Annotated in this window: 22 protein-coding genes and 1 pseudogene; 11 read left to right on the forward strand and 12 right to left on the reverse strand. The window is 75.2% G+C overall.

What is annotated here, in order from left to right; all coding sequences use genetic code 11:
- Positions 1 to 6: 6 nt before the first annotated feature.
- Entirely contained in the window at positions 7 to 981 is a 975-nt protein-coding gene (locus tag DMP15_RS12600) for a proteasome assembly chaperone family protein (protein WP_100878078.1), read from the reverse strand.
- A 147-nt stretch (positions 982 to 1,128) separates the two neighbouring features.
- On the opposite strand from DMP15_RS12600, the gene DMP15_RS12605 reads away from it, so the two are divergent.
- On the forward strand, positions 1,129 to 2,427 hold the full coding sequence (locus DMP15_RS12605) for an MFS transporter (protein WP_073574199.1): 1,299 nt from the start codon (positions 1,129 to 1,131) through the stop codon (positions 2,425 to 2,427).
- A 104-nt stretch (positions 2,428 to 2,531) separates the two neighbouring features.
- Here DMP15_RS12605 and DMP15_RS12610 read toward each other — a convergent pair whose 3' ends face one another.
- Complete coding sequence (locus DMP15_RS12610; RefSeq protein WP_100880540.1) at positions 2,532 to 3,230, reverse strand: PadR family transcriptional regulator; 699 nt, start codon at positions 3,228 to 3,230, stop codon at positions 2,532 to 2,534.
- A 290-nt stretch (positions 3,231 to 3,520) separates the two neighbouring features.
- Between DMP15_RS12610 and DMP15_RS12615 the strand changes: the two genes are divergently transcribed.
- Positions 3,521 to 3,871: a hypothetical protein gene (locus DMP15_RS12615; RefSeq protein WP_073574198.1), complete on the forward strand. Its 351-nt coding sequence runs from the start codon at positions 3,521 to 3,523 to the stop codon at positions 3,869 to 3,871.
- A 16-nt stretch (positions 3,872 to 3,887) separates the two neighbouring features.
- Here the strand turns inward: DMP15_RS12615 and DMP15_RS12620 are convergent, their stop codons facing one another.
- Together DMP15_RS12620 and DMP15_RS12625 are read right to left on the reverse strand one after the other, a co-directional pair.
- Positions 3,888 to 4,442 (reverse strand): NADAR family protein, encoded by a 555-nt coding sequence (locus tag DMP15_RS12620; protein WP_073574197.1) that lies wholly within the window; start codon positions 4,440 to 4,442, stop codon positions 3,888 to 3,890.
- 11 nt (positions 4,443 to 4,453) lie between these two features.
- On the reverse strand, positions 4,454 to 4,918 hold the full coding sequence (locus tag DMP15_RS12625) for a MarR family transcriptional regulator (RefSeq protein WP_157818257.1): 465 nt from the start codon (positions 4,916 to 4,918) through the stop codon (positions 4,454 to 4,456).
- A 118-nt stretch (positions 4,919 to 5,036) separates the two neighbouring features.
- Between DMP15_RS12625 and DMP15_RS12630 the strand changes: the two genes are divergently transcribed.
- Positions 5,037 to 5,480, forward strand: a complete 444-nt coding sequence (locus tag DMP15_RS12630; RefSeq protein WP_073574196.1) for a CBS domain-containing protein — start codon at positions 5,037 to 5,039, stop codon at positions 5,478 to 5,480.
- A gap of 77 nt (positions 5,481 to 5,557) precedes the next feature.
- A complete protein-coding gene (locus DMP15_RS12635) occupies positions 5,558 to 5,953 on the forward strand; it encodes a YkvA family protein (RefSeq protein ID WP_073574195.1) in 396 nt (131 codons plus the stop codon).
- On the opposite strand, the gene DMP15_RS12640 is transcribed toward DMP15_RS12635, so the two are convergent.
- The 3 genes from DMP15_RS12640 to DMP15_RS12650 all read right to left on the reverse strand — a co-directional run bounded on the left by DMP15_RS12640 (position 5,929) and on the right by DMP15_RS12650 (position 8,267).
- A complete protein-coding gene (locus DMP15_RS12640) occupies positions 5,929 to 6,399 on the reverse strand; it encodes a hypothetical protein (protein WP_100878075.1) in 471 nt (156 codons plus the stop codon). The two genes, DMP15_RS12635 and DMP15_RS12640, sit on opposite strands and share 25 nt — an antisense overlap.
- Before the next feature lie 113 nt (positions 6,400 to 6,512).
- Positions 6,513 to 7,337 carry a glycerophosphodiester phosphodiesterase gene (locus DMP15_RS12645; protein WP_157818256.1) on the reverse strand — a complete coding sequence of 275 codons (825 nt, stop codon included), beginning with the start codon at positions 7,335 to 7,337 and terminating at the stop codon, positions 6,513 to 6,515.
- 111 nt (positions 7,338 to 7,448) lie between these two features.
- The gene (locus tag DMP15_RS12650) at positions 7,449 to 8,267 is read right to left on the reverse strand and encodes an SGNH/GDSL hydrolase family protein (protein WP_157818255.1); all 819 of its coding nucleotides are present in this window, start codon (positions 8,265 to 8,267) and stop codon (positions 7,449 to 7,451) included.
- A gap of 492 nt (positions 8,268 to 8,759) precedes the next feature.
- On the opposite strand from DMP15_RS12650, the gene DMP15_RS12655 reads away from it, so the two are divergent.
- Positions 8,760 to 9,743, forward strand: coding sequence for a M23 family metallopeptidase (locus DMP15_RS12655; protein ID WP_301548924.1), 984 nt, complete (start codon positions 8,760 to 8,762; stop codon positions 9,741 to 9,743).
- 122 nt (positions 9,744 to 9,865) lie between these two features.
- On the opposite strand, the pseudogene DMP15_RS12660 reads toward DMP15_RS12655, so the two are convergent.
- Both DMP15_RS12660 and DMP15_RS12665 read right to left on the reverse strand, forming a co-directional pair.
- Positions 9,866 to 10,147, reverse strand: a pseudogene (locus DMP15_RS12660) (FAD-dependent oxidoreductase); the annotation flags it as partial.
- A gap of 57 nt (positions 10,148 to 10,204) precedes the next feature.
- Positions 10,205 to 11,698 carry an FGGY-family carbohydrate kinase gene (locus DMP15_RS12665; RefSeq protein WP_073574191.1) on the reverse strand — a complete coding sequence of 498 codons (1,494 nt, stop codon included), beginning with the start codon at positions 11,696 to 11,698 and terminating at the stop codon, positions 10,205 to 10,207.
- A 103-nt stretch (positions 11,699 to 11,801) separates the two neighbouring features.
- Between DMP15_RS12665 and DMP15_RS12670 the strand changes: the two genes are divergently transcribed.
- Complete coding sequence (locus DMP15_RS12670; RefSeq protein WP_073574190.1) at positions 11,802 to 13,061, forward strand: FAD-binding domain-containing protein; 1,260 nt, start codon at positions 11,802 to 11,804, stop codon at positions 13,059 to 13,061.
- Between the two features lie 69 nt (positions 13,062 to 13,130).
- On the forward strand, positions 13,131 to 14,285 hold the full coding sequence (locus DMP15_RS12675; protein ID WP_100878072.1) for a DUF4192 domain-containing protein: 1,155 nt from the start codon (positions 13,131 to 13,133) through the stop codon (positions 14,283 to 14,285).
- A gap of 22 nt (positions 14,286 to 14,307) precedes the next feature.
- On the opposite strand, the gene galE is transcribed toward DMP15_RS12675, so the two are convergent.
- Positions 14,308 to 15,276 carry a UDP-glucose 4-epimerase GalE gene (gene galE / locus DMP15_RS12680; RefSeq protein WP_073574188.1) on the reverse strand — a complete coding sequence of 323 codons (969 nt, stop codon included), beginning with the start codon at positions 15,274 to 15,276 and terminating at the stop codon, positions 14,308 to 14,310.
- Positions 15,277 to 15,291: 15 nt separating this feature from the next.
- Entirely contained in the window at positions 15,292 to 16,008 is a 717-nt protein-coding gene (locus DMP15_RS12685; protein WP_073574187.1) for a metal-dependent transcriptional regulator, read from the reverse strand.
- 93 nt (positions 16,009 to 16,101) lie between these two features.
- Here DMP15_RS12685 and DMP15_RS12690 point away from each other — a divergent pair, with 93 nt between their 5' ends.
- The 3 genes from DMP15_RS12690 to DMP15_RS12700 are packed head-to-tail and all read left to right on the forward strand — an operon-like array spanning position 16,102 to position 20,961.
- Entirely contained in the window at positions 16,102 to 17,019 is a 918-nt protein-coding gene (locus DMP15_RS12690; RefSeq protein WP_083658063.1) for a sulfurtransferase, read from the forward strand.
- Positions 17,020 to 17,053: 34 nt separating this feature from the next.
- Entirely contained in the window at positions 17,054 to 18,226 is a 1,173-nt protein-coding gene (locus tag DMP15_RS12695; RefSeq protein WP_100878071.1) for an acetoin utilization protein AcuC, read from the forward strand.
- 8 nt (positions 18,227 to 18,234) lie between these two features.
- Positions 18,235 to 20,961 (forward strand): bifunctional acetate--CoA ligase family protein/GNAT family N-acetyltransferase, encoded by a 2,727-nt coding sequence (locus DMP15_RS12700; protein WP_337825928.1) that lies wholly within the window; start codon positions 18,235 to 18,237, stop codon positions 20,959 to 20,961.
- A 165-nt stretch (positions 20,962 to 21,126) separates the two neighbouring features.
- On the opposite strand, the gene DMP15_RS12705 is transcribed toward DMP15_RS12700, so the two are convergent.
- Entirely contained in the window at positions 21,127 to 22,776 is a 1,650-nt protein-coding gene (locus DMP15_RS12705; protein WP_073574184.1) for a fumarate hydratase, read from the reverse strand.
- A 111-nt stretch (positions 22,777 to 22,887) separates the two neighbouring features.
- On the opposite strand from DMP15_RS12705, the gene DMP15_RS12710 reads away from it, so the two are divergent.
- Positions 22,888 to 25,263, forward strand: coding sequence for a xanthine dehydrogenase family protein molybdopterin-binding subunit (locus DMP15_RS12710; protein ID WP_337825929.1), 2,376 nt, complete (start codon positions 22,888 to 22,890; stop codon positions 25,261 to 25,263).
- Positions 25,264 to 25,456 lie beyond the last annotated feature (193 nt).

The raw sequence follows: 25,456 nt of genomic DNA on the forward strand, positions 1-25,456 counted from the left end.
TACCGGTCAGGTCGCGGGCGGCAGCGGGGGGGCGGGCGGCTCGTGCGGCGGCTCGTCGCCGGACTTCCCGCCCGGCTTGTCGTCCCCACCGCCGGCGAGGAAACGCTCGAACTCCGCGGCCAGCTCGTCGCCGCTGGGCAGCTCGCCGCCCTCCAGGCCGTCCCGCAGGTCACCGGACTCCCGGGCCGCGACGACCTGGTCGTACTGCTCCTCCAGCGCCGCGACGACCTGCCCGACCTCCTCCGACGCCGCCATCTGCTCGGCGATCTCGGACTCGGCCTGTTCGGCGGCGCGGGTCAGCGTCTCGGTCGGCAGGTAGAGCCCCGCCGACAGCCCCGCGTGGTCCAGCAGCACCCGTGCGGCCTGCGGGTACGCCGAGCGCGACAGGTAGTGCGGCACGTGCACGGCGTAGCCCACGACGTCCTGCCCGGCCTGCCCGAGGCGGTACTCCAGCAACGCCGCGGCACTGCCCGGGACGTCGGCGGTCGCGAACCACGGGGTGTGGCCCTCCACCAGCTCCGGGCGGGTGCCGTGCGCGGTCACTCCGATCGGACGCGTGTGCGGCACGGCCATCGGGATGCCCTGCAACGTGATCACCAGCCGGATCCCGAGCTGCTCGACCAGCAGCCCGACCGCGGCGACGAACCGCTCCCACTGCATGTCCGGCTCCGGACCGGCGAGCAGCAGGTACTGCGTGTCCCCGGTGTCGGTCAGCGCGACGACGTCGAGCTCCGGCGGGTCGTAGTCGGCCCAGCGGTCGGTCTCGAACCGCAGTGGCGGGCGTCGCGACCGGTAGTCCACGAGCTGGTCGACGTCGAACCGGGCCACCCGGACCGCCTCGCGTTCGTCGGTCAGCGCGCCGACCGCGAGCGCACCCGCGTTCCCGGCGTCGACGAAACCGTCCAGCACGACGATCAGGACCGGCTCGTCGAGCGCCGGCGCGGCCGGGTCGACCTGGTACAGCTGAGCGGGATCGAGCACCGGCGTCCTCCGAGTCGTGGCGTGCACCGCGACCCTATCCGGAGCCACCTACGGCCTGCCCGGTCGCGGTGTGACCATCGCCCCCCTGTGACGCGGCCCTGCCGGGACACCCCGCCCGTCCGGGATGGACCAGAATGGTCGTTCGTCATGCACACGTCACGTCGCGCTTACCTCGTCTGGTCCGCCGGTCTGTTCGCCTACGTCGTGGCGGTGCTGCAACGCAGCTCGTTCGGCGTCTCCGGGCTGGAGGCGGCGGACCGGTTCGGTGCGTCCCCGACCGTGCTCGCCGGGTTCCTCGTCCTGCAGCTGCTGGTCTACGCCGTCCTCCAGGTGCCGGTCGGGCTCCTGCTCGACCGGTTCGGCGCCCGCACCATGGTGCTCGCCGGCGCCGTGACCATGACCGCGGCGCAGGTGCTCGTCGCACTCGCCACCTCGCTGCCGCTGGCCATCGCCGCCCGCGTGCTCGTCGGCGTCGGCGACGCCCTGACCTTCATTTCGGTGCTGTCGGTGCTGTCCACCTGGTTCGCGCCGCGCAGGGTCCCGCTGATGACGCAGATCACGGCGCTGCTCGGCCAGTTCGGCCAGGTGCTCTCCGCGATCCCGCTCGCCACCGTCCTGCACGCCTACGGCTGGACGACCGCGTTCCTGTCCGCCGCCGGGATCGGCGTCGTCGCCGCGGTCGCGGTGCTCGCCGTGTTCCGCGACCGCCCGCCCGGCAGCCCGGCCCCGGCCCCGGCGAGCAGCCCCCGCGAGGTCGTCGACGGGCTCACGGGCGCCTGGGCGCACCCGGGCACCCGCCTCGGGCTCTGGTCGCACGCCGGCACCCAGTTCTCCGGCCTGGTGTTCGCGCTGCTGTGGGGCGTGCCCTACCTCGTCGCCGGGCAGGGGATGACGCCCACCGGCGCCTCGGTGATGCTGACCGTGCTCGTCCTCGCCGGCGCCGTCGTCGGCCCGATGTTCGGCGAGTTCACCGCCCGCCACCCGCTGCGCCGCTCCTGGCTCGTGCTGTCGGTCATCGGCGCGACCGCGCTCGTGTGGACGGTCGTGCTGCTCGTCCCGCCGCCCGCGCCGCTGTGGCTGCTCGTGCTGCTCGTGGTGGTGCTCGCCGCGAACGGTCCCTGCTCCGCCGTCGGCTTCGACTACGCCCGCACCTTCAACCCCGCGCACCGGCGCGGCACCGCCGTCGGGATCGTCAACGTCGGCGGGTTCACCGCCTCGCTCACCACCACACTCCTGGTCGGGCTCGTGCTCAGCGTGTCGGGCGGCTACACCCCCGAGGCGTTCCGGCTGGCCTGGCTCGTGCAGTTCCCGATCTGGGCGCTCACCGCCGTCGCGGTCGTCCTCGCGCGGCGCAAGGCCCGCCGGGTGATGGCCGCCGAGGGCACCGTCGTCCCGCCGCTGCGGGAGGCGCTGCGCCGCAACCGGCGCCGGCGACAGGCCCGGTAGACGACGACGGGGGCGGGACCATCGCGGTCCCGCCCCCGTCGCACACGGAGCGGTCTGCCCGTCCGGCGGGCCTCACCCGGTGTCGTCTGCTCGCTCGGCGAGCCTCACTCGGCCAGCAGCCGGTACAGCGCCTTGCGGGCCTCGGTCAGCGCCTCGGTCGCCGACGCCACCTGCGCCTCGGAGCCGGCCTCGGCGACCTGCCGCGCGGCGGCGGCGAGCCGGCCGAGCTCGGTGACCAGGCCGGTCGCCGGGTCCGACTCGGCGGCCTCGGCGTCCTCGGCGAAGGGCGCCCACACCGCGTCGAGCTCGGCGCGGTGCTCCTCGACGTGCCGGGTGCCCTCCTCGGTCAGGTGGACGACCCGACGGCCCTCGGTCTGCTCGGACCGGACCAGGCCCTCGTCCTCCAGCTGGGACAGCATCGGGTACACCGAGCCGGGGCTCGGCTTCCACTGCCCACCGGAGCGGCCGGTGATCTCCTGGATGATCTCGTAGCCGTGCCGCGGGCCGTCGGCGACGACCGCGAGCACCGCGGTGCGCACGTCGCCGCGGGCACGCTTGCCGCGCCGGCCGCGGGGCCCGCCGGGGCCGAACCCGCCCGGGCCGAACCCGCCGGGACCGAACCCGCCCGGGCCGAAGCCTCCGGGACCGAACGGGCCTCCGGGGCCGAACCCGCGGCCGGGACCGAAGGCCCGGCCGCCGGGCCCGCGTCCGCGGCGGTGGGCGCGACCGTGGCGGTGGCCGGGTCCGCCCTCGTCGCGGGGGTCGTCACGGTCGTCGCCGTGGACGTCGGGGGTGTCGTGCATGGCTGCCTCCTCCGGGCCGCAGGGGAACCCGGCGCCGCGGTGGCCCCGGGGGTGTCGGTGGATGCGGGGCCCGAAGGGGCTCCGGAACATGTCGCGCGTGGTCATGAGGTGTGGTCCTCTCGTCGTGAGCCTCCTTGTCGATCGGCTCGTGTGCCATCACGATATATCGCGACTGCTCTACGTTGCAACGGTGATGGTCTGAGAATGTCCTGAGGGTGCGCGGAGCGGCCCGTGGCGGGTTCACTGTCCCGGCGGGCCGGCGGGCGGTCCGCCGGATGTGAGGGGGAGTCGTGGGGCGTCACGACGCAGGGGCCGGCCGGGCCGGCGAGGTACCGGAGGACACGGCCGAGGAGGTCGACCTCAGCGATGTCTCCGCGGCGCAGCTGCGGGACCGGCTCTCCGCGCGGTCCGACGGCCGCGACGACCAGGTCGTCGACGCCGCGCGCGAGCTGCGGGCGAGCCTGGACCGGCTCGGCGCGGGTCTCGCGGCGCGGCGTGCGGCGCTCGTCGGACGGGCGGGGGAGATCGCCCGGGCCGCCGTGCCCTACGTCGGCGGCGCCGTCGCGACCGGGGTGGGGGCGGTGCTGGTGGCGCGCCGGGCCCGCCGTCCGCGCCGCTCCCGGTACCCCGGGGCGGTCTGACCCGGGCCGGTCGGGGTCAGTGGCTCCCGAGCCCGGCGCGCACCCGCATCAGGGCGAAGCCCAGCAGGTTCCGGCCGGGCCAGCGGTCCGGCGCGCCGAGGTCGGGGTCGTCGGCGGCCAGGCCGATGCCCCAGATCCGGTCGACGGGGGAGGCCTCGACGAGCACCGCGTCTCCGGTGCCCAGCAGGGCCGCGGTGAGCCGCTCGGCGGAGCGGAACTTCGCCCGGTTGCCCTCGACGACGACCTCGACCCGGCGCGCGGCCCACACCTGCGAGTCGAAGCCCCGGACCTCGCGCCCGGCCCGCTTGGCGGTGTCCGGGTCGTCGTCGGACAGGACGCGGTCCAGCGCGTCGTCGTCGCCGAAGGTACGGGCCTTGGCCGCCATCATCCAGTGCTCGGCGGTGGCGTAGCGGACCCCGTCGACGACGAACGGCGACGGATGCCACTGGCTCAGCACGTGCACGTCGCCCGGGGCGGGCTCGGAACCCCAGAACGGGACGAACCGCGGGCGCGCCCCCGCCGCGACGGCGGCCCGCAGGGATGCGACGTCGGTCGGGGCGTCCTCGCTCACGCCCTCCGATCCTAGGGCGTCGGCGGGGCGGCCGCGTCGGCCAGCGCGGACAGCAGGTCGGCCGCGCCCACTCGTCGCTCGGGCGGGACCCGGCCCAGCAGGTCGGCGACCGCGGCGCGACGGTGGGCGTCGACCTCGCGGATCAGCTCCCGTCCGGCCGGGGTGAGCTCGACGAGCAGGTGCCGCCGGTCGTCCGGGTCGGGGCGGCGTTCGACCAGGCCGGCCCGCCCGAGACGCACGAGCACCCGGGTGGCGTTCGACGGGTGGACGTCGAGTTCACGACCGACCGCGGTGACGTTGGTGCGCCCCGCGTCCGCGATCAGCATGAGGACCCGCAGCTGGGGCACGGTCACGGCGTCCCCGGCCGCCGCCACCGCGCGCACGCTGATGCCGGTGAACGCGCGCGCGAGCGCCAGGCCCGCCTCCACCGTCGCGCCGTCCGGGTGATCCCGATCTCGGCCGTGTGCGTCGGTCATCCCGTCCACCTCCCTCACCGGCGATCTTTACTCCGCGCTGACCGATGCGTCGATCAATCTTTGCCATTGCACAACTACTGCGCAAGCGCAACAATAGGGACGTCGAAGGGAGAGTTCCATGAAGGTGTCGGACATCCTGCGGATCAAGGGCGACACGGTGCACACCGCGTTGTCGTGGAACACCATCGCCGAGGCCGCGACCCGGCTCGCCGGTCCGCCGGCGATCGGCGCGCTCGTCGTCTCCGACGACGGCCGTCGCGAACGCGTCGACGGCATCGTCTCCGAACGCGACATCGTGCGCCGGCTCGCCACCGACGGCGCGGGCCTGCTGGATCTCACCGTCGCCGACGTCATGACCCGGCACGTCGTGACCTGTTCGCCGGAGGACTCGCTCACCGAGGCCATGGGTCTGATGAACCGCTGGCGTCACCGCCACCTGCCCGTCGTCGACGACGGACGGCTCGTCGGGATGATCAGCATCGGTGACGTCGTCAAGCAGCGGCTGGCCGAGATGAGCACCGAGGCCGGGGTGCTGCGCGACATCTACCTCGCCTCGCACTGACCCCGCCCCGGTCGTCCCCGGTGTGACGTGACCGTTTCGCCGGGAACGACCGGGGTGTGCCGTGCGTTGGACCGGACATGACTGCAGCGAGTGCCACCGCAGGCCGCCGCGCCGGCCGCACGGCCGCGTTCGCGACACTCTTCCGTGCCCTCACCCGTCGCGGCCGCCCCGGCGAGCCCGGACCCGTCGAACGGTTCCGGGCGCTGCCCGCCATGGCCGGCGACGCCTGGCGCGGCACCTACCCGCACCTCGGCAAGGGCCGGGTCGCGCTGTTCCTGATGGCCCTGGCCTACCTGGTGTCGCCGGTCGACCTGGTGCCCGAGGCGTTCCTGACCGTGTTCGGCCTCGGCGACGACGCGGTCGTCGCGATGTGGCTGGGCGGGGCCCTGCTGGTCGAGGCCGACCGCTACCTGGGGTGGCGGCGGACCGCACCGGTCGTCGTCGACGGTCAGGCGCAGGTCGACCGCACGTAGTCCCGGATCCGCTGCGACGCGGCCTGGTAGTCCGGGTCCGCCCGGTCCTGCGCGATCTCCGGGTCACGGGCGACGGCGAGGGTGTCCCCGCCGTTGGCCTCCAGCAGGTCGAGCTGACGCTCGACGAGCTGGTCCACCCGCTCGAAGTCCGCGCGGATCTCCTGCGGCGCGAGCGACGTGACCTGCTGGTTGGCCTGCCGGACGTTCGCGGTGACCTCGCCGACATCGGAGATCGAGCGGCCGATGCCCACCCCGCTGAACGGCTGGGTGGCGGTGCGGCTCGCCTCGACGGCGTCGCAGAAAGGGCTGGACGGGCGGTTCTGGGTCGTGACGACCGTGCGGGACGACGAACCCGGCTGGGTCGCCAGCGAGCTGCCGCAGCCCGCCACCAGGAGCAGGGCCAGTGCCGCCGGGACGAGCAGTCCTGGCCGCCGTACAGCCGTCATCCCCGATCCTCCACTCACCGGCCGGGAAGGTGCCCGCGCCGCGAGGGGAAGTCTAGGGCGCGTGGTGTGAGGTGGATGTCGGCGGTGGGTCGGCGGCGCGGACGCGGATCGCGTCAGCCTGCGAGGACCGTCCGCAGCACCGCGGGCCGGTCGGTGATGATCCGGTCCACCCCGGTGGCCGCGATCCGCCGCATGTCGTCGGGGTCGTCGACCGTGTACGTCCCGGTCTGCATCCCGCGCGCCGCGACCTCGGCGACCAGCGCGGCGTCGACGACCTCGAACGACGGGTTGATCTGGGTGACCCCGTGGGCGGCGGCGTCGTCGAGCTGCGCCGCGGTCGGGCGCCCGTCGAACAGCCATCCGGCCGGGACCTCCGGGGCGGCCTCGGCGAAGCTGCGCATCACGTCGTGGTCGAAGGACTGCACGACGACCCCGCGCCGGCCGTCGAGCTCGTAGGCGACCTCCTTCTCCATTCCCGGGTACCGCGCCGGGCCCTTCAGCTCGACCAGCAGGTCCGCGCGACCGCGGAGCCGGTCGGTGAACTCCCCGAGGGTGGGGATGCGCTCCCCGGCGGAGGCGGGGGAGAACCACGACCCGGCGTCGAGACGGCGCAGCTCGGCGAGGGTGAACGCGCCGACCGGTGCGATGGCGCGGGTGGGGAAGACCTGTGCGACGTCGGTGGTGCGGGCCAGCGTGGCGTCGTGGACGAGCACGAGGTGACCGTCCGCGGTGCGCTGGACGTCGACCTCGACGGCGTCGGCCCGCTGGGCCAGCGCCTCGTCGGCGGCGGCGAGGGTGTTCTCCGGGGCGTCGGCGGAGGCGCCGCGGTGCGCGACGACCTCCGGACCGGGCCGGGGACGGTCGGAGTCGGCGAGGGCGGACGTGGCCGTCGCGAGGAGGGCGGTGGGGACGAGGAGGGTTCCGGGCAGGCGTCGCACGAGGTGGGTCCTCAGGATCGGGGGCGGTGCCTGGGAACCATCGTGGCGTGGCCGGTCCGGCCGATGTCGAGCGGGTGTCCGCCGGGGGACGAGCGGGCGAGGACCTGGTGGTCAGGGGAGGGTGACGGCCGCCTCGAACGCGGGCAGGTAGCCGTCGCGGTAGCCCTGGGCGGTCGGGTGGTAGACCGCCGGGGCCGACGCGGGCGGGGGCGTGATCCACGGGTCGGCGGAGCAGATCCCGTGCCCGGCGAACGCGGCACGGACGTCGACGAACCGGCCCCGGAACCGCCCTGCCGCGTCGGCCAGGGCGGCGTCGAGGGTGTCGGCGGCCCGGTTCAACGCCTCCCGGCGGACGGCGTTCGGGACGCCGGGGACGTCGCAGTCGGCGCCCGGCTCGAACAGCCGCGGGTAGCCCAGGACCAGGATCGTCGCGCCGGGGGCCTGCAGCCGGACCCCGACGATGGTCGAGATCAGCCCGCCGGGCGCGACCCAGCGGGCGGCACGCTCCCCGCCCCGGACGGCGCGCAGGCAGGTCTCGTCGTCGCGGGCGGTGCTGCAGGCGGCCAGGACCGGACCGAACCCGGTGTCGTTGCCGCCGACGGTGATCGTCACCAGGGTGGTGTCGGCGGAGACGGTGCGCACCTGCCGGGCGATCACCTCGCCGCTGGTGGCGCCGCTGCACGCGACGCTGACGAACGACGCCGGGTCGTGCCGGGCCGCCCACAGTGCCGGGTAGGACGCGGTGCTGCGCCGGCAGTCGCCGGTGGCCGGGTCCGGCCGGGCCCCGACGCCCGCGGCGTAGGAGTCACCGAGCGCGACGTACCGGACGGGGGCGGCGGCCGCGGTGGCCGGTGCCGGGTCGGCGAGGGCCGCCGGCGCCAGGACGACCAGCAACGCGCACGTCAGCAGGGGGACCAGGAGGCGGCGCACCCGTCCAGACAACCCCCGCGGCACCGTGGCGGCAATCCGGGCACCGGGTGAGCGGGTGCACGCGCCGTCGACGACGAGGTGCGCCGAACGGGTCCCGGCCCGGCCGCGTCCGCGGAGCGCGCGTCGGGGAGCCGCCGCGCACACGCCCTCACTGTGGGTGAGGGGGTGGACCGCGACGCCCCCGGCCACGACCACTCGGCCGCGGCGCGCGGTCGACGGAAAGCCCAGCTCAGGGCCCTGTCCGAGGTGGATCGGCCGGACCGACGCCACGGTGAACGGCAGGTGGCCGGGGCGAGAGGCCGGCGTCGTCCGCTCACCGCCCGCAACGTCCCGTCGGTCTCGTGATCACCCGATCGGGTTTGTCCGTCCGGTGCGTCCGGCTAGCGTCGATGTCAGATCACGGAACGGTCACGAACCGGACGCGGCTCCTCCCCAGGGGGCCGCCCGCTCCCCACGGGTTGTCCGCCGTTCCGGGATCCGGAAGGAAGGGTCGTGGCACGGCATCGCTCCCCCCGGAGCCGGCAGGCGAGCCTCGCGCTCCTGGCCCCGCAGTTCGCGGTGGCCGGGATCGGGGTCCCGGTCGGCTCGTTCCCCGCAGGTCCGCACGTCCGGCGCGCCCGTGACGCCCGGGCCGAGGACGGCTCGCGCTGGGCGGCCTCGACCCGGATCACCGCCGCCGTCGTCGCGGTGGGCGGTATCGCCGCCACCGCCCACGCGGGTGTCGGCTCCGGCGACCTGTCCGCGACCGTGACGTCCTGGTTCGACACGGCGGGATCGTCGTCGGTGTCGAACCAGGACGCCGCGCTCCCCGCCGCCGTGCCCGCCCCGCGGGCCGCCGCGGACGACGCCGCCTCGCCGATCGCGGACCCGGCCACCATCGCCTCGCTGGCCGCCCCGGCCGCCGCCCCCTCGGCGGCCGCGCGCACCGTCGCCGTCGCCGACACCGGCCGCGCCAGGGCCGCCTCCGCGGTCCAGGCCGCCACCGCCTCGGTCGACCAGGTCCGCAAGGCCGCCGAGGAGCGCGCCCGGGCGGTCGAGGCCGCCCGCGCCGCGGGTGCCACCGGTGCGCTGCAGTCCGCCTCCGCGGGCGGTGCGGTGTCGATCGTGACCGGCCGGGTCACCTCGGGCTTCGGTTCCCGCTGGGGCACGAAGCACATGGGGCTCGACATCGCCGCCCCGATCGGCACCCCGATCCACGTACCGATCGCCGGCACCGTCATCAGCTCCGGCCCCGCCAGCGGGTTCGGGATGTGGGTCCGGGTCCGGCACGCCGACGGCACGGTCACCGTCTACGGCCACATCAACCGCTCGCTGGTCTCGGTCGGCCAGAAGGTGGCGGCGGGCCAGCAGATCGCCGAGGTCGGCAACCGCGGCCAGTCCACCGGCCCGCACCTGCACATCGAGGTCGTCGACCCGGGCGGCACCAAGATCAACCCGAAGCCGTGGCTCGACGCGAACGGGTTCCGCTACACCTGAGTCAGGAGTTCTGGACCGACTCCAGCGCACGGATCTTGTTCGTCGCGTCCAACGCGGCGACCTTGTACGCCTCCGACAGCGTCGGGTAGTTCAGGACGGTGTCGACGAGGTAGTCCACCGTCCCGCCACAGCAGGTCGTCGACGGTGATCTCGGACTTGACCCGGTAGCTGGCGCCGTACATCTCGCGCTGGCTGAACCCGGACAGGTACAGCACCGCCTCGCGCAGCGTCTTCGACGGGATGGTGCCGGTGTTGACGCAGACTCCGCCCATCATGTGGCCGCGGTCGGCGATCGCCACCCGCTTCCCGAGCTTCGCCGCGGCGATCGCGGCCTTCTGCCCACCGGGACCGGAGCCGATCACCAGCAGGTCGTAGTCGTGGGCGGGTGACTCGTCGGCACTCACCCGCACAGCGTGGTGGCCGCCGCGCCGCGCGGCAACCACACCGGTGTGAACAGCGTGTCACGCGCGGTAGGAGCGTCTCCGTTCGTCGGCGAGGAAGTGCGCGGTCTCCCGGGTGGCGGTGTAGAGCGAGCGGTAGTGCGGGTGGAAGCGGTCGTAGACCTCGCGGGCCGCCGGGTCCGGCTCGACCGTGCGGGCGACCGGGTTCCAGTCGCGCAGCCGCGGCTCGGCCCCGGTCGCGACGGCGGCCAGCCACGCGTCGCCGAGCGCGGCGCCGACGGTCTGCTCCGGCACGTCCTGCGGGACCCCGGTCACGTCGGTGACGATCCGGGTCCACAGCCCGCCCTGCACCCCGCCGCCGACGGCGACCAGGCGCTTCGTGCCGCCGCCCGCGGACCGCATGACCTCCAGGTTGTGCCGGACGCCGTGCGCGATGCCCTCCAGCGCGGCCCGGTAGACCTCGCCGCGGGTGTGCCCGGTGGTCAGCCCGGCGAGCACGCCGCGGGCGTCCGGGTCGAACAGCGGGGTCCGCTCCCCGGCGAAGTAGGGGAGCAGCAGCAGCCCGCCGCTGCCCGGCGGCACCTCCGCGGCCTCGGCGACGAGCCCGGTGAACCCCTCCCCGGTGAGGTCGCGCAGCCAGTTCGTGATCGCCCCGGAGGTCGCCATCCCCGCGGCCAGGGTGAACGACCCCGGTACGGCCCCGCGGGTCGTCCACATCGCCGGGTGCGGGTGCGGGCGGTCGATGACCTCGATGAGGAACATCGTCGTCCCGTACATCACCATGACCTCCCCGGCGCCGGTGACGCCGGCGCTGGTGGCCTCGGCCCAGGCGTCGACGGTGCCGGCGGTGACCGGCAGCCCCTCCGGCAGCCCGGTCGCGGCGGCCGCCGCCGCGCTCACCCGCCCGGCGACCTCGGTCGGCCACAGCAGCCGGGGCAGCGTGATGCCCGGGGCGGTGCGCTCGGCCCAGTCGGGCGCCCAGTCCGCGGCGGCCAGGTCGTACATCGGGTCGCACTGGCTGGCCGAGTGGTGGTCGAGCACGTACTCGCCGGTGAGCCGGTGCACCAGGTAGGACGAGCACATCAGGAACATCTCGGTGCGGGCGAACACCTCCGGCTCGTGCCGGGCCAGCCACCGCCACTTCGGCCCCACCGCCTGCGAGGACAGCGGTGTCCCGGCCCGGGCCAGGATCGCGTCCTCGCCCAGCTCCGCGTTCAGCTCGTCGATCTCGGTGCCGGCGCGGGTGTCGACGCCGTAGAGGATCGCCGGGCGCAGCGGGCGGCCGTCGCCGTCGGCGGGGAGCAGGGTCGGCCCGATCCCCGACACCCCCAGGCCGGCGAGCTCGGCGCCGTCGTCGAGGGCGGGCAGCAGTTCCCGCACGACCGCGACGAAGTCACCCCACCAGACGGCCTCGGCGTCGTGCTCCACGTGGCCGGGCAGCGGCTGTGCGGTCTCGTGCGCCCGGTCGGCCCGGGCCAGCACCCGGCCGCGGGCGTCGACGAGGACGCCCTTCGAACCCGACGTACCGATGTCGACGCCCAGATACACGTGCATGGGACGTTCCTACCGTCCCCCGCCCGCGGTGCACACAGAACGGGTGCAGAACATTCGTGCAGGTCGACGCGCGCGGTGGGCCGGGGCGCCGCAGACTTCTCCGGTGCAGCTGCCCACACCCCACCCGGACACCGCGACCGACTGGGTGCGCGAGCACCTCGGTGACCTCTGCCGCGACGAGCCCGTCGCCTCCGGAGCGTTCCGGGGCGGGCAGACCGCGGCCGACGCCGCCGTCGCGGCGCTGGACCTGACCGGCTATGCGAAGCGGCGCAACGAGGTGCTGCCGGTGTCGCGGCGCGGTGCGACGGCGCTGTCGCCGTGGATCCGGCACGGGCTGGTCGACCTGCCGACCGCCTGGGACGCCGCCGCCGACGCCCCGCCGCGCGACCGCGCCAAGTTCCGCGACGAGCTGTGCTGGCAGGAGTACGCCCGCCACCTCTACGCCCGGCTCGGCACCCGCACCCGCTCCGCGTTGCGCGCGGCCCCGGCCCGCGCCGAACAGGGATGGGACGAGCCGTGGCCCGCCGAGATGGCCTGCGTCGACGCCTGCCTCACCGAGCTGCACACCGACGGCTGGCTGGTGAACCAGACCCGCATGTGGCTGTCCTCGCAGTGGACCGTGCGCGCCGGGCACGAGTGGGCGGGCGGGGAGAGCGAGTTCTTCGCCCACCTGCTCGACGGCTCGCGCGCGGCGAACCGGCTCGGCTGGCAGTGGACCGTCGGCGCCGGCACCGGCAAGCCCTACGGCTTCTCCCGCTGGCAGGTCCGCAAGCGCGCCCCGCAGCTGTGCGGGAGCTGCGCGCTGTCCGACGCCTGCCCGATCGAGCACTGGCCCGCCGATCCGCCGTCGCGCCCGGCCCCCGAGCACGACCCGCGGCTGCGCTCGGACCCCGACCCGGAGACGACCGGGGGGCCGGCAGCCCCGGTCTCCACCGGCGCCGAGCCGGAGGCGGTGTGGCTGACGGCGGAGTCGCTCGGCGACGCCGACCCCGCCCTCGACGCCCACCCGGAACTGCCCGCGGTGTTCGTGTTCGACGAGCCGCTGCTGCGCCGGCTGCGGCTGTCCGGCAAACGGCTGGTCTTCCTCGCGCAGACCCTCGCCGACCTGGGCGAACGCCGTGCCGTGCTGGTGCGCCGCGGCGTCGTCGCCGCCGAGCTCGACGGCACGCCCGTCGCGGTCACCCACGCCCCGGTCCCCGGGTTCGTCACGCGCTCCGCCGCCGTCCGCCCGGTCGTGGTGCACCCCTGGCCGTGGCTGTACCGCCCGCACGCCGGTCCGGTCACCTCGTTCACCGCGTGGCGCAGGCGACTGCCCCGGCGCGGGGGGAAACCATCCACGACACCCCCTCGGCAAGGGGTGTGAGGCGGGACCGTCCACAGCCGGTCGGGTGACGGCGTTCCGCACGTCCCGGCCCGCGACGACCGTGGCAGCATGACCGCCTGCCCTCAGCCCGACCCCCTCCCCGGCCCCGGCCCCGGCCCGTCGTCGGGGGCGGAGGACCTGCCCGCCACCGGGTGGCCCCCCGACACCGAGTCCGGTCCCGGTCTGCGGCTCGACCGGCCCGCCGAGCTGATCGCCGCGGTGCCGGTGCTGCTCGGCTTCCACCCCCGGGAGTCACTGGTGCTCGTCTCGGTCACCGGGCCGCACCTCCACGACCGGCTCGGGCTCACGGTGCGGGTCGACCTGCCGCGCTCGTCGGGGTCGGCCCGCCGGGTGTGCCGGGAGGCGGTCGGGGTGCTCGCCGGGGAACAGCCCGCCCGGGCACTGGCGCTCGTCGTGCGCGACCCGGGCCCCGCCGGCCCGGGGCCCCGCCGGAGCCGCCGGGACGTGGGGGCCGCCGCGCGGCGGGCGCTGCTCGACGCCGGGATCGAGCCGATCGCGGCCCTCTGGGCGACCGGTACCCGGGCGGGGGACCGGTGGGGCTGCTTCGACCTGCCCTGCACCTGCGGCGGGCTGCTGCCCGATGCCGCGTCGACCACGCTCGGGGTCACGGCCGCGGTCCGCGACGGCCGGGCCGTCCTGCCCGACCGCGACGCGGTGCTCGCCCCGCTCGACTCCGACGCCGCCATCCGTCGCCGCCGGGCCCGGTTGCGCGACACCGGCGCCGCACCGGCCCGGGTGTGTGTCGCGACCGGCACCGCCCTGCTCGACGCCTGCCTGGACGAGGCCGCGGCGAGCCGGCTCGTCGTCGACGACCGGCTGGCGCTGGCCCTGTGCGGCGCCCTCGACGTCGGCGACGTGCGCGACGAGGCGCTGCGCCGCTGCCTGGGTCGCCGCGCGGCGGACGCCGAGCAGCTGTGGGCGGTGCTGGTCGCGGCCCTGCCGTCACCGCAGCGGGCGCACCCGCTGGCCCTGCTCGCGGTGTGCGCCCTGCTGCGCGGCGACGGTGCGCTCGCGACCGGGGCGACGGAGCGGGCGCTGGCCGAACGGCCCGACCACGTCCTCGCCGGGGTGGTGGCGGCGAGCCTGCACGGCACCCGCGACCCGCGCTCACCCGCCGCACGGTGGGCGGGCCCGGGCGGGCTGCGGCGGCTGCTCACCGCGATGCTCGACCCGGACGCTCCCGACGAGACGGCCGCCCGGTGAGCCGGCCCCGGGCCGCGCAGGTTCAGCGGGACCGGGCGAACTCCCAGGCGTCGCCGACGATCTCGGCGATCGCGGTCCGCGACGGCTTCCAGCCCAGCTGCTGCGCGGCCTGCTCGCTCGAGGCCACCAGCACCGCGGGGTCACCGGCGCGGCGCGGCGCGACGACGGCCGGGATCGGGTGCCCGGTCACCGTGCGGCAGGCCTCGACCACCTCGAGCACGGAGAACCCGTGACCGCTGCCGAGGTTGTAGATGTCGTGCCGCCCCGCGACGGCGTGGGTCAGCGCGAGCAGGTGGGCCTCGGCGAGGTCGTCGACGTGGATGTAGTCGCGCACGCAGGAGCCGTCGGGGGTGGGCCAGTCGTCGCCGTAGACCGAGATCGACTCGCGGGTGCCCGCGGCGACCTGCAGGACCAGCGGGATCAGGTGGGTCTCGACCGCGTGCCGCTCCCCGAGCGGGGTGTCACCGGACAGGTGCGCCCCGGCCACGTTGAAGTACCGCAGGCTCGTCGCGGCCAGGCCGTGCGCCGTCGCGTAGGAGGTGATCATGTGGTCGATCGCGAGCTTGCTCGCCCCGTAGGGGTTGGTCGGCCGGGTCGGCGCGGTCTCCGGGATCGGGACCTGCTCCGGCTCGCCGTAGGTGGCGGCGGTGGAGGAGAACACCAGCCGCGGTACCGCGTGCTCCCGGACCGCCTCGAGCAGCCGGAACGAGGCCACGACATTGCCGTCCCAGTACTTCTCGGGTTTCTCGACGGACTCCCCGACCAGCGAGCGGGCGGCGTAGTGCAGCACGCCGTCGAACCCGCCGCGGCCCAGGACCTCCCCGGCGCGGGTACCGAGCTCACCCTCGACGAACTCCGCGCCCGCGGGCACGGCGTCGCGGTGGCCGGTGGACAGGTCGTCGAGCACGACGACCTCGTGGCCGGCGTCGAGCAGGTGTGCGGCGCACACGCTGCCCACGTAGCCCGCGCCGCCGGTGACGAGCAGCTTCACGTGTGCGGATCCTCCTCAGACGGCGCGGACGAGCACGGCGTGCGCGACCGGCGGAGCGACGGTCGACTTCTCGTCGTCCGAGCTCACCGGCACCGGGTCGCCGAAGCGGGAGATCGGGCCGACGTCGATCACGTTGCCGGGCACGATCCCCGCGAGCTTCAGCTCGCCCATCAGGTCGGAGTCCAGCTGCACGTGCTCGGCGATCCGCCTGATCTCGACGCGACCGCCACCGCGGCGGGCCAGCTCGTCGAGCCGCTGCAGGCCGACCTCGAGCGTGGGCGGCACCGACGACGACGTCGACGCGTCGTCCCCGCGCTCCAGCTCCTCCAGACCCGGGATCGGGTTGCCGTAGGGCGACACGGTCGGCTTGTCGAGCAGGCGGAGCAGCTTGCGCTCGACGTCCTCGCTCATCACGTGCTCCCAGCGGCACGCCTCGGCGTGGACGAGCTCCCACTCGAGCCCGATCACGTCGATCAGCAGCCGCTCGGCGAGGCGGTGCTTGCGCATGACGGCGACGGCGCGGCCGCGGCCCTCGTCGGTCAGCTCGAGGTGGCGGTCCCCGGCCACGACGACGAGTCCGTCGCGTTCCATACGGGCCACCGTCTGGCTGACGGTCGGCCCGCTCTGTCCGAGGCGTTCGGCGATCCGCGCGCGCAGCGGGACGACGCCTTCCTCCTCGAGTTCGTAGATGGTGCGGAGGTACATCTCCGTGGTGTCGATGAGGTCGTTCACGTGGGGCCCCTTCGTTCGACGTCCAGTCTACCCAGCGCGGCTCCCGCGCACGGCGAGCCCGTCCGGGGCAGGATGGGCGCCGTGTCCGGATCCATGATCCCCCCTTCGGAACTCGCCGGCCTGCTGGGGCCCGCCCCGGCCGCCGGCACCGTGCGGCCCGTGGTGCTCGATGTCCGGTGGCGTCTGGCCGGCCCGCCCGGCCGCGCGGACCACGGGGCCCACCGGGTCCCCGGTGCGGTGTTCGTCGACCTCGACACCGAGCTGTCCGCGGGCCCCGCGCGCCCCGGCCCCGGCGGGCGCCACCCGTTGCCGGAACCCGCTGCGCTGCAGGAGGTCCTGCGCCGGGCCGGGATCCGGGACGAGGCCGGCGACCAGCTCGTCGTCGCCTACGACGACCTCGACGGCTCGGTCGCCGCGCGCGCCTGGTGGCTGCTGCGCTGGGCCGGCGTGGCGCCCGGCCGGGTCCGGGTGCTCGACGGCGGGTTCGCCGGCTGGCAGGCCGCGCGGCTGCCGGTGGCCGGCACCGGCCCGGGTGCCGGGACGCCGGAACCGGAGCCCCTGCCGCCCGGCGATCTGGTGGTCCGGCCCGGCGGGATGCCCGTCGTCGACGCCGACGGGGCCGCCGCGCTGGCCCGCGACGGCGTGCTCCTCGACGCCCGCGCCGCCGCCCGCTTCCGCGGTGAGACCGAGCCGGTCGACCCGCGCGCCGGGCACGTCCCCGGTGCCCGCAGCACCCCGGCCGCGGCGAACACCGGCCCGGGCGGGCGCTGGCAGCCCGCCGGCACGCTGGCGGAGCGCTTCCGCGCCGCCGGCGTCGCACCCGGTGTCGCGACCGGCGCCTACTGCGGGTCCGGCGTCAACGCCTGCGCCCTGGTGCTCGCGCTGGAGGAGTCCGGCCTCACCACGCCGGACGCCCCGGCCGCGCTGTACCCCGGGTCGTGGTCGGAGTGGAGCGCCGACCCGGACCGGCCGGCCGAGACCGGGGACCGGCCGTGGGCCGCGCGGGAGTGACCGCGCCCGCCGGCCTGGCATACGGTTCCGGCCCATGAGCGCTCGCACGTCGGTGGTGTGGACTCCGGAGTTCCTGACCTACCAGCTGTCCGACGACCACCCCCTCAACCCGGTGCGGCTGGAGCTGATGATGGAGCTGTCCCGCGGGCTGGGGGTGCTCGACGGCGTCGACCCGGTCGTCCCGGAGCCGGCGGGCGAGGTGGATCTGACCCGGGTGCACACCCCCGGCTTCCAGACCGCGGTGAAGTCCGCGCCGGAGGCGCCGTTCGGCGTCGGCCACGGGCTGGGCACCGCCGACAACCCGATCTTCTTCGGCATGCACGAGGCGTCCGCGCTGATCGCGGGCGGCTCGGTCGCCGCCGCCCGGGAGATCGCCGAAGGCCGCGCGGACCGCGCGGTGAACATGGCGGGCGGGCTGCACCACGCGATGCGTGACCGCGCCGCGGGCTTCTGCGTCTACAACGACTGTTCGGTCGCGATCGCCTGGCTGCTGGAGCAGGGCTACGAGCGCATCGCCTACGTCGACGTCGACGTCCACCACGGCGACGGCGTGCAGGACTGCTTCTACGACGACCCCCGGGTGCTGACGATCTCGCTGCACCAGCACCCGCTCACGCTGTGGCCGGGCACCGGCTGGGCGGGGGAGATCGGCCGCGGTGCCGGCGAGGGCTACGCCGTCAACGTCTCGCTGCCCCCCGGCACCGGCGACGCGGGCTGGCTGCGGGCCTTCCACGGCGTCGTCCCGTCGCTGCTGGAGTCGTTCCGTCCGCAGGTGCTGGTCACCGAGTGCGGCGCGGACACCCACTCCGAGGACCCGCTGGCGAACCTGGAGCTGTCTGTCGACGGCCACCGGGCCATCTACCACGCGTTGCGCGAGATGGCCGAGACCACCGCAGGCGGCAAGTGGCTGGTGCTCGGCGGCGGCGGGTACGCGCTCTACCGGGTGGTCCCGCGCTCGTGGACGCACCTGATGGCCGTCGCCCTGGACCGCGACCTGGACCGGGACACCTCCATCCCCGCGGACTGGACCGCGCTCGCGGCGACCCGGACCCGTTCGCCGCTGCCGGTCTCGATGTCCGACGGGGCCGACCCGGCGTTCGAGCGGTGGGGCGGCTCGTTCGGCGAGCGCGTCGACTCGGCGATCCTGGAGACCCGTCGTGCGGTGTTCCCGCTGCACGGCCTCGACCCCGACGACCCGCGGGACTGAGACCGACCATGACCGAGAAGACCGGCGAGACCCCGGCCGGCGCCCCCGGGCACCCCTACCCGCGGCACTGGGAGGCCGACGTCGTCGCCTCCGACGGCGGGATCGTGCACCTGCGCCCGATCCTGCCCGGCGACGCCGACGCGCTGCTCGCCTTCCACTCCAAGCTGTCCGACCGCACCCGCTACCTGCGTTACTTCGGCCCGTACCCGCGGATCTCGGCGCGGGACCTGGAGCGGTTCACCGTCGTCGACCACCGGACCCGGGTCGCGTTCCTGGCGCTGCTCGGCGACGAGATCATCGCGGTCGGCCGCTACGAGGGGCTGACCCCCGGCGGCGGGGCGGCCGCCCAGGAGGGAGCGGGCACCGACAAGCCGGTCACCTCCGCGGAGGTCGCGTTCGTCGTCCGCGACGACCACCAGTCCCGCGGCCTCGGCTCGATCCTGCTCGAGCACCTCGCCGCCGCGGCCCGGGAGAACGGGCTGTCCCGGTTCGAGGCCGAGGTGCTGGTGGAGAACCACGCCATGGTGCGGGTGTTCCGTGAGGCCGGCTACGGCGTCACACGAGCCTTCGCCGAGGGTGTCCTGCACCTCGAGTTCGACATCGACCCCACCGAGAAGTCGATCGCGGTCCGCTACTCGCGCGAGCAGGCCGCCGAGGCCCGCAGCGTCGCGAACCTGCTGCACCCGACCTCGGTGGCGGTGATCGGTGCGTCCGCGGACGAGACCAAGATCGGCCACGCCGTCCTGCTGAACCTGCTGCGCGCCGGGTTCACCGGCCCCGTCTACCCGGTCAACCCCGACGCCCGCTCGGTGCGGGGCGTGCGCGCCTACCCGTCGGTGATCGACATCCCGGACGAGGTGGACCTCGCGGTCGTCGCCGTCCCGGCCGCGAACATCGACGAGGTCATGGACTCCTGCCTGGCCAAGGGCGTGAAGGTGCTGGTCGTGATCAGCTCCGGCTTCGCCGACGCCGGCGACGACGGCGGCACCGTCGCCGAGCGCAGGCTGGTCGCCGAGGCGCGGGCGCACGGGATGCGGGTGGTCGGGCCGAACGCACTCGGCGTCGCCAACCCCGACCCGTCGGTGCGGCTCAACGCGACCCTCGCCCCGTGGATGCCCGGGTACGGGCGCACCGGGTTCTTCTGCCAGTCCGGCGCGCTCGGCAGCGCCATCCTCGCCAACGCCCGCACCCGCGGGCTGGGCCTGTCGTCGTTCGTGTCGGCGGGTAACCGCGCCGACGTGTCCGGCAACGACCTGATGCAGTACTGGCAGACCGACCCGAGCACCGAGCAGGTGCTGCTCTACCTGGAGACCTTCGGCAACCCGCGCAAGTTCGCCCGGGTCGCCCGCCGGCTGGCCCGCACCAAGCCGGTGATCGCGGTGAAGTCCGGCCGGCACACCGGGACGCTGCCGTCGCTGGCCTCGGTCGGGGCGCCGATCGACGAGTCCAGCGTGCAGGCGCTGTTCGAGCAGTCCGGCGTCATCCGCGTGCAGACGCTGCCGCAGATGTTCGACACCGCCCTGCTCATCGCCCACCAGCCGCTGCCGAAGGGCCGCCGGGTCGCGGTCGTCGGCAACTCCACCGCGGTCAACCTTCTGGTCCTCGACGGGCTGCTCGACGAGGGCCTGGAGCTGGCGGGGGACCCGGTCGACGTCGGCACCCAGGCCTCGCCGGAGGCGTTCGCCGGCGCGGTCCGCGCGACCCTGGACGGCGACGCCCGCCCGGACGCGCTCATCGCGGTGTTCGTCCCGCCGGTCGCGGTGGCCGGCCGGGACCACGCGCACGCCCTGCGCGGCGCCGCGGACGGTGCCGGGGTCCCGGTCATCGCGGTGTTCCTCGCCGCCGAGGGCATCCCGGCGGAGCTGTCGGTACCCGGCGCCGACGGCACGCCCGGCCGCGGGTCGGTGCCGAGCTTCGCCAGCCCCGAGCGGGCCACGTCGGCGCTGGGCAGGGTCAGCCGCTACGCGCAGTGGCGTGACACCCCGGTCGGGGAGTTCGTCGTGCCCGAGGGCATCGACGCCGACCGCGCGCGGGAGCTCATCGCGTCGTTCGGGCCGGACAGCCGGCACACCCTCACCGACGACGAGGCCGTCGACCTGCTCGCCTGCTACGGCCTGGAGGTGATCACCTTCCGGCGGGCCAAGGGCGCCGACGACGCCGTCGCCGCCGCCGAGCAGCTCGGCTACCCGGTGGTCATCAAGGCGACCGCGGACCAGTGGCGGCACCGCGGCGACTTCGTCGGGGTGCGCCTGGACCTGGTCTCGGAGGAGGCCCTGCGCGTCGCGCACGCGGAGCTGTCGCGGGTGACCGGGTCCGACGAGGTCTACGTGCAGCGGATGGCCCCGAAGGGCACGTCGTGCACGGTGGAGGTCGTCGACGACCCGTCGTTCGGGTCGCTGGTCGCGTTCGGGCTGTCCGGGATGGCGACCGAGCTGCTCGACGACCGCGCCTACCGGGTCCTGCCGGTCTCGACCGAGGACGCGGCCCGGCTGGTGCGGGCCCCGCGCGCGGCGCCGCTGCTCACCGGCTACCGCGGCACGGACCCGGTCGACCTCGCCGCGCTGGAGGACGTCGTGCTGCGGATCGGGCGGCTCGTCGAGGACCTGCCGCAGGTCCGCTCGCTCGCCCTCGACCCGGTGCTGGCCTCGCCGCAGGGCGCGTTCGTGGCCGGGGCCCGGGTGACGATCGGCCCGGTGCCCGACCGTCGCGACGCGGGCCCCCGCCGCCTGCGCTGACCCGCCCGCCCACCCCCGGGAGCCCCCGGTGCCGTCGCCGGGCACCCGCCGGGTGGCCCCCAGGGGAACCTTCGTGGCTTAGAGCGCTACGAGGGTTCCCCTGGGGGCACGGCGCGCCGTGCACGGGGGCCGCGGGCACAACCCCGGGGGGGGGCGTCGCAGCGGTCAGGTGCGGAAGGTGACCTGCAGGGTCGGGGCGCTGGTGTCGGCGAAAAAGTCGTTGCCCTTGTCGTCCATCACGACGAACGCCGGGAAGTCCTCGACCTCGATCTTCCAGACCGCCTCCATGCCGAGCTCGGGGTACTCGAGCACGTCGACCTTGCGGATGCAGTCCTGGGCCAGACGGGCGGCCGGGCCGCCGATGGAGCCCAGGTAGAAGCCGCCGTTCGCGGCGCAGGAGTCCACGACCTGCTTCGACCGGTTCCCCTTCGCCAGCATCACCAGGGACCCGCCGGCCTCCTGGAACTGCTGGACGTAGGAGTCCATCCGGCCGGCCGTCGTCGGACCGAAGGAGCCCGAGGCGTAGCCCTCGGGGGTCTTGGCCGGTCCGGCGTAGTAGACGGCGTGGTCCTTGAGGTACTGCGGCATCGGCTCGCCGGCGTCGAGCCGCTCGGCGATCTTGGCGTGCGCGATGTCGCGGGCGACGACCAGCGGCCCGGTCAGCGACAGCCGGGTCTTCACCGGCAGCTGCGACAGCTGGGCGCGGATCTCGTCCATCGGCCGGTTCAGGTCGACCCGCACGACCTCGTCGGACAGGTCGGCGTCGGTGGCCTCGGGCAGGTACTGGGCCGGGTCGCGCTCCAGCTGCTCCAGGTAGACCCCGGACGGGGTGATCTTCGCCTTGGCCTGGCGGTCCGCCGAGCAGGACACCGCGACGCCGACCGGCAGCGAGGCGCCGTGCCGGGGCAGCCGGATGACGCGCACGTCGTGGCAGAAGTACTTGCCGCCGAACTGGGCGCCGATCCCGAAGTTGCGGGTCAGCTCCAGGACCTGCTGCTCCAGGTCGGTGTCGCGGATGGCGTGCCCGAGCGGCGAGCCCTCGGTCGGCAGGTTGTCCAGGTAGCGGGCCGAGGCCAGCTTGGCGACCTTCAGGTTGAACTCCGCCGACATGCCGCCGACGACGATCGCCAGGTGGTACGGCGGGCAGGCCGCGGTACCGAGGCTGCGCAGCTTCTCGTCCAGGAACGCCGCGAGCCGCTTCGGGTTCAGCAGTGCCTTCGTCTCCTGGTAGAGGAAGGTCTTGTTGGCCGAGCCGCCGCCCTTGGCCATGACCAGGAACTCGTAGTACGGGTCCCGGCCCGGCTTGGCGTACAGCTCGACCTGCGCGGGCAGGTTGGTGCCGGTGTTCTTCTCGTCCCAGAAGCTGATCGGCGCCATCTGGCTGTAGCGCAGGTTCAGCTCCTGGTAGGCCTCGAAGACCCCGCGCGACACCGCGGCCTCGTCGTCGCCGCCGGTCAGCACGGTCTCGGTCTTCTTGCCGACGACGATCGCGGTGCCGGTGTCCTGACACATCGGCAGCACCCCGCCCGCGGACACGCAGGCGTTGCGCAGCAGGTCGGTGGCGACGAACCGGTCGTTGCCGGACGCCTCGGGGTCGTCGATGATGGCGCGCAGCTGCTTCAGGTGCGAGGGTCGCAGCAGGTGCTGGATATCGGTGACGGCCGCGCGGACCAGTCCGGTGATCGTCTCGGGCGGGACCTCGAGAAAGGTGCGGCCCGCGGCCTCGGTCACGGTTCCCGCGGGCAGGTCGAGCTCGCGGTACTCGGTGTCGTCCGGGCCGAGCGGGAGCACGTCGGTGTGGTGGAACTCGGGCATGGCGGGGACGCTACCGGCCGTCGCCGGGCGGGCACCGCAGGTGGAGACGCAGACGACGTGTGAGGCGCACTAACCGGACGACCCTCCGGTTAGTGTTGTAGTGTGGGCCACATGCCTGGCTCGATCCTGGGAACCTCCGTCCGCCGCGTCGAGGACGCCGACCTGATCACCGGTGCGAGCACCTTCGTCGGCAACCTGGTCCACGGTGCCGACGCACCGGCGGGCCTGGCCCACGTGGCGTTCGTCCGCTCGCCGGTGGCGCACGCGCTGCTCACCGGTATCGACACCACCGAGGCCGCGGCCGCGCCCGGCGTCCTCGCCGTGTACACCGCGGCCGACCTCGACCTGCCCGCCCACCACGGCCTGATGGTCCTCAACCCGGCGCTGCCGCGCCCGCCGCTGGCGACCGACCGGGTGCGGTTCGTCGGCGAGGCGGTGGCGCTGGTCGTCGCCGAGAGCCGCGCCGCCGCCGTCGACGCCACCGAGCTCGTCGAGGTCGGCTACGACCCGCTGCCCGCGGTCACCGACATCGAGGCCGCGCTCGCCGACGACGCTCCGCTGCAGTTCCCCGACCAGGGCAGCAACCTGGCCGCGGGCGAGCGGGGGACCGGCGACCCGCTCGACGGCGCCGAGGTCGTCGTTCGGGCGCGGATGGTGAACCAGCGCGTCGCGGCCGTCCCGATGGAGGGCAACGCGATCGTCGCCGACCCCACCACCACCGACTTCCCGCTCACCGTGCACGTCTCCACCCAGATGCCGCACGGCTTCCGCACCCAGCTCGCCGGACTGGCCGGGCTGGAGACCGACCAGGTCCGGGTGATCGCCCCGCACGTCGGCGGCGGGTTCGGCGCGAAGGCCGGTGTGCTCGCCGAGCACACCGCGACCGTCGCCGCCGCCCGGGCGCTGGGGCGGCCGCTGGCCTGGGTCGAGACCCGCTCGGAGAACCTCGTCTCGATGCCGCACGGCCGCGGCCAGGTCGGCTATTACGAGCTCGGCCTCACCCGCGACGGCCGGATGACCGGCCTGCGCGTGCGGGTCGTCGGGGACGCCGGGGCCTACGCCGGCTTCGGCGGCGCGCTCCCGCTGCGCACCACCTACCTCATGGCGACCGGCGTCTACGACATCACGAACCTGCGCTACGACGCCGTCTCCGCGCTGACCAACACCACCCCGATGGGCGCCTTCCGCGGCGCGGGACGCCCCGAGGCCGCCGCCCACCTGGAGCGCCTGGTCGACGTCGCCGCCGCCGAGCTGGGCATCGACCCGGTCGAGCTGCGCCGGCGCAACCTGCTCGCGCCCGACGTCTTCCCGTACACCACCCCGACCGGCGCCCGCTACGACGTCGGCGACTACGACCTGCCGCTGCGTGAGGCCCTGCGCATCGCCGGCTACGACGAGCTGCGCGCCGAACAGGCCCGCCGCCGCGCGGCGGGCGACCCGGTGCGTCTGGGCATCGGCATCGCGGTCTATGTCGAGGTCACCGCCGGGGGCGGGGGCGGCGAGTACGGCTCGGTGACCGTGCACGCCGACGGCACGGCGACCGTGTCGGCCGGCACCTCGGCGCACGGTCAGGGGCACGCGACCTCGTTCGCGATGCTGGTGTCGGACCGGCTCGGCATCCCGATGGACCGGATCCGCTACGTCCAGTCCGACACCGCGCTCGTCCCGCGCGGCGCCGGGACCGGCGGCTCGCGGTCGCTGCAGCTCGGCGGGACCGCGGTGTCCGAGGCCGCGCACGAGCTGTACGAGCGGGCCCGCAAGCTCGCCGCGCACCTGCTGGAGGCCGCCGCGGAGGACGTCGAGATCACCGACGAGGGCATCTTCGGCGTCGCCGGTGTGCCCGGCGGCCCGACCGCGACCTGGAGCGACGTGCACCGCCAGGCCGCCGCCACGGGGGAGGAGCTGCACGTCGGGCTCGACTCCGCGCAGGACGGGGCGACCTTCCCGTTCGGGGCGCACCTGTCGGTGGTCGAGGTCGACACCGACACCGGCCGGGTCACCCCGCGCCGGCACGTCGCCGTCGACGACTGCGGGCGGATCCTGAACCCGCTGCTCGTCGAGGGCCAGCAGCACGGCGGGCTCGCCCAGGGCGTCGCCCAGGCGCTGCACGAGGAGGTCCTGTTCGACGACGAGGGCCAGCCCCTGACCTCCAGCCTCGCCGCGTACACGATTCCGACCGCGGCCGACCTGTTCTCCTTCGAGACCGCGACGACCGAGACCCCGACCCCGCTGAACTCGCTCGGCGCCAAGGGCATCGGCGAGTCCGCGACGATCGGGTCGACCCCCGCGGTGCAGAACGCCGTGGTCGACGCACTGTCGGACCTGGGTGTGCGGCACATCGACCTGCCCTGCACCCCCGAGCGGGTGTGGCGGGCGGTCGCCGCGGCCCGCGCCGGGGCGCCGGAGCAGGCGTGGCGGGAGCCGCCCGCGGGCTTCGACGACCTGCCCGTGCGCGGCGGTGGCGCCGAGGACGACGCCGCGATCTGACCCGGGTGCCGGCCCGGGGCGGTCGCCGCCGGGCCGTGGGAGTGCCGTGGCGGAGCCACACCCGCTGTCCGGCATCCACACCTGCTGCAATGGCTGTGGTCACCGGACAGCGGGTGTGGCTGCGGACCGCCACGACGCCGGGTCGGCGAGGGCGGGCGGTCACCTGCGGGCGGGACGGGTGGCGCCGCACCGG

It is taken from the genome of Pseudonocardia sp. UM4_GMWB1, from assembly GCF_017312155.1.
Taxonomy (GTDB): domain Bacteria; phylum Actinomycetota; class Actinomycetes; order Mycobacteriales; family Pseudonocardiaceae; genus Pseudonocardia; species Pseudonocardia alni.

Excerpts from the sequence above, each read along its gene's own strand:
- DMP15_RS12695 (WP_100878071.1), top strand. The coding sequence starts at position 17,054 with ATGAGCGCTCGCACGTCGGTGGTGTGGACTCCGGAGTTCCTGACCTAC.
- DMP15_RS12665 (WP_073574191.1), bottom strand. The coding sequence starts at position 11,698 with ATGCACGTGTATCTGGGCGTCGACATCGGTACGTCGGGTTCGAAGGGC.
- DMP15_RS12640 (WP_100878075.1), bottom strand. The coding sequence starts at position 6,399 with ATGACGGCTGTACGGCGGCCAGGACTGCTCGTCCCGGCGGCACTGGCC.
- DMP15_RS12710 (WP_337825929.1), top strand. The coding sequence starts at position 22,888 with ATGCCTGGCTCGATCCTGGGAACCTCCGTCCGCCGCGTCGAGGACGCC.
- DMP15_RS12675 (WP_100878072.1), top strand. The coding sequence starts at position 13,131 with ATGACCGCCTGCCCTCAGCCCGACCCCCTCCCCGGCCCCGGCCCCGGC.
- DMP15_RS12700 (WP_337825928.1), top strand. The coding sequence starts at position 18,235 with ATGACCGAGAAGACCGGCGAGACCCCGGCCGGCGCCCCCGGGCACCCC.
- DMP15_RS12630 (WP_073574196.1), top strand. The coding sequence starts at position 5,037 with ATGAAGGTGTCGGACATCCTGCGGATCAAGGGCGACACGGTGCACACC.
- DMP15_RS12705 (WP_073574184.1), bottom strand. The coding sequence starts at position 22,776 with ATGCCCGAGTTCCACCACACCGACGTGCTCCCGCTCGGCCCGGACGAC.
- DMP15_RS12610 (WP_100880540.1), bottom strand. The coding sequence starts at position 3,230 with ATGCACGACACCCCCGACGTCCACGGCGACGACCGTGACGACCCCCGC.
- DMP15_RS12635 (WP_073574195.1), top strand. The coding sequence starts at position 5,558 with ATGACTGCAGCGAGTGCCACCGCAGGCCGCCGCGCCGGCCGCACGGCC.
- DMP15_RS12690 (WP_083658063.1), top strand. The coding sequence starts at position 16,102 with ATGATCCCCCCTTCGGAACTCGCCGGCCTGCTGGGGCCCGCCCCGGCC.
- DMP15_RS12605 (WP_073574199.1), top strand. The coding sequence starts at position 1,129 with ATGCACACGTCACGTCGCGCTTACCTCGTCTGGTCCGCCGGTCTGTTC.
- DMP15_RS12625 (WP_157818257.1), bottom strand. The coding sequence starts at position 4,918 with ATGACCGACGCACACGGCCGAGATCGGGATCACCCGGACGGCGCGACG.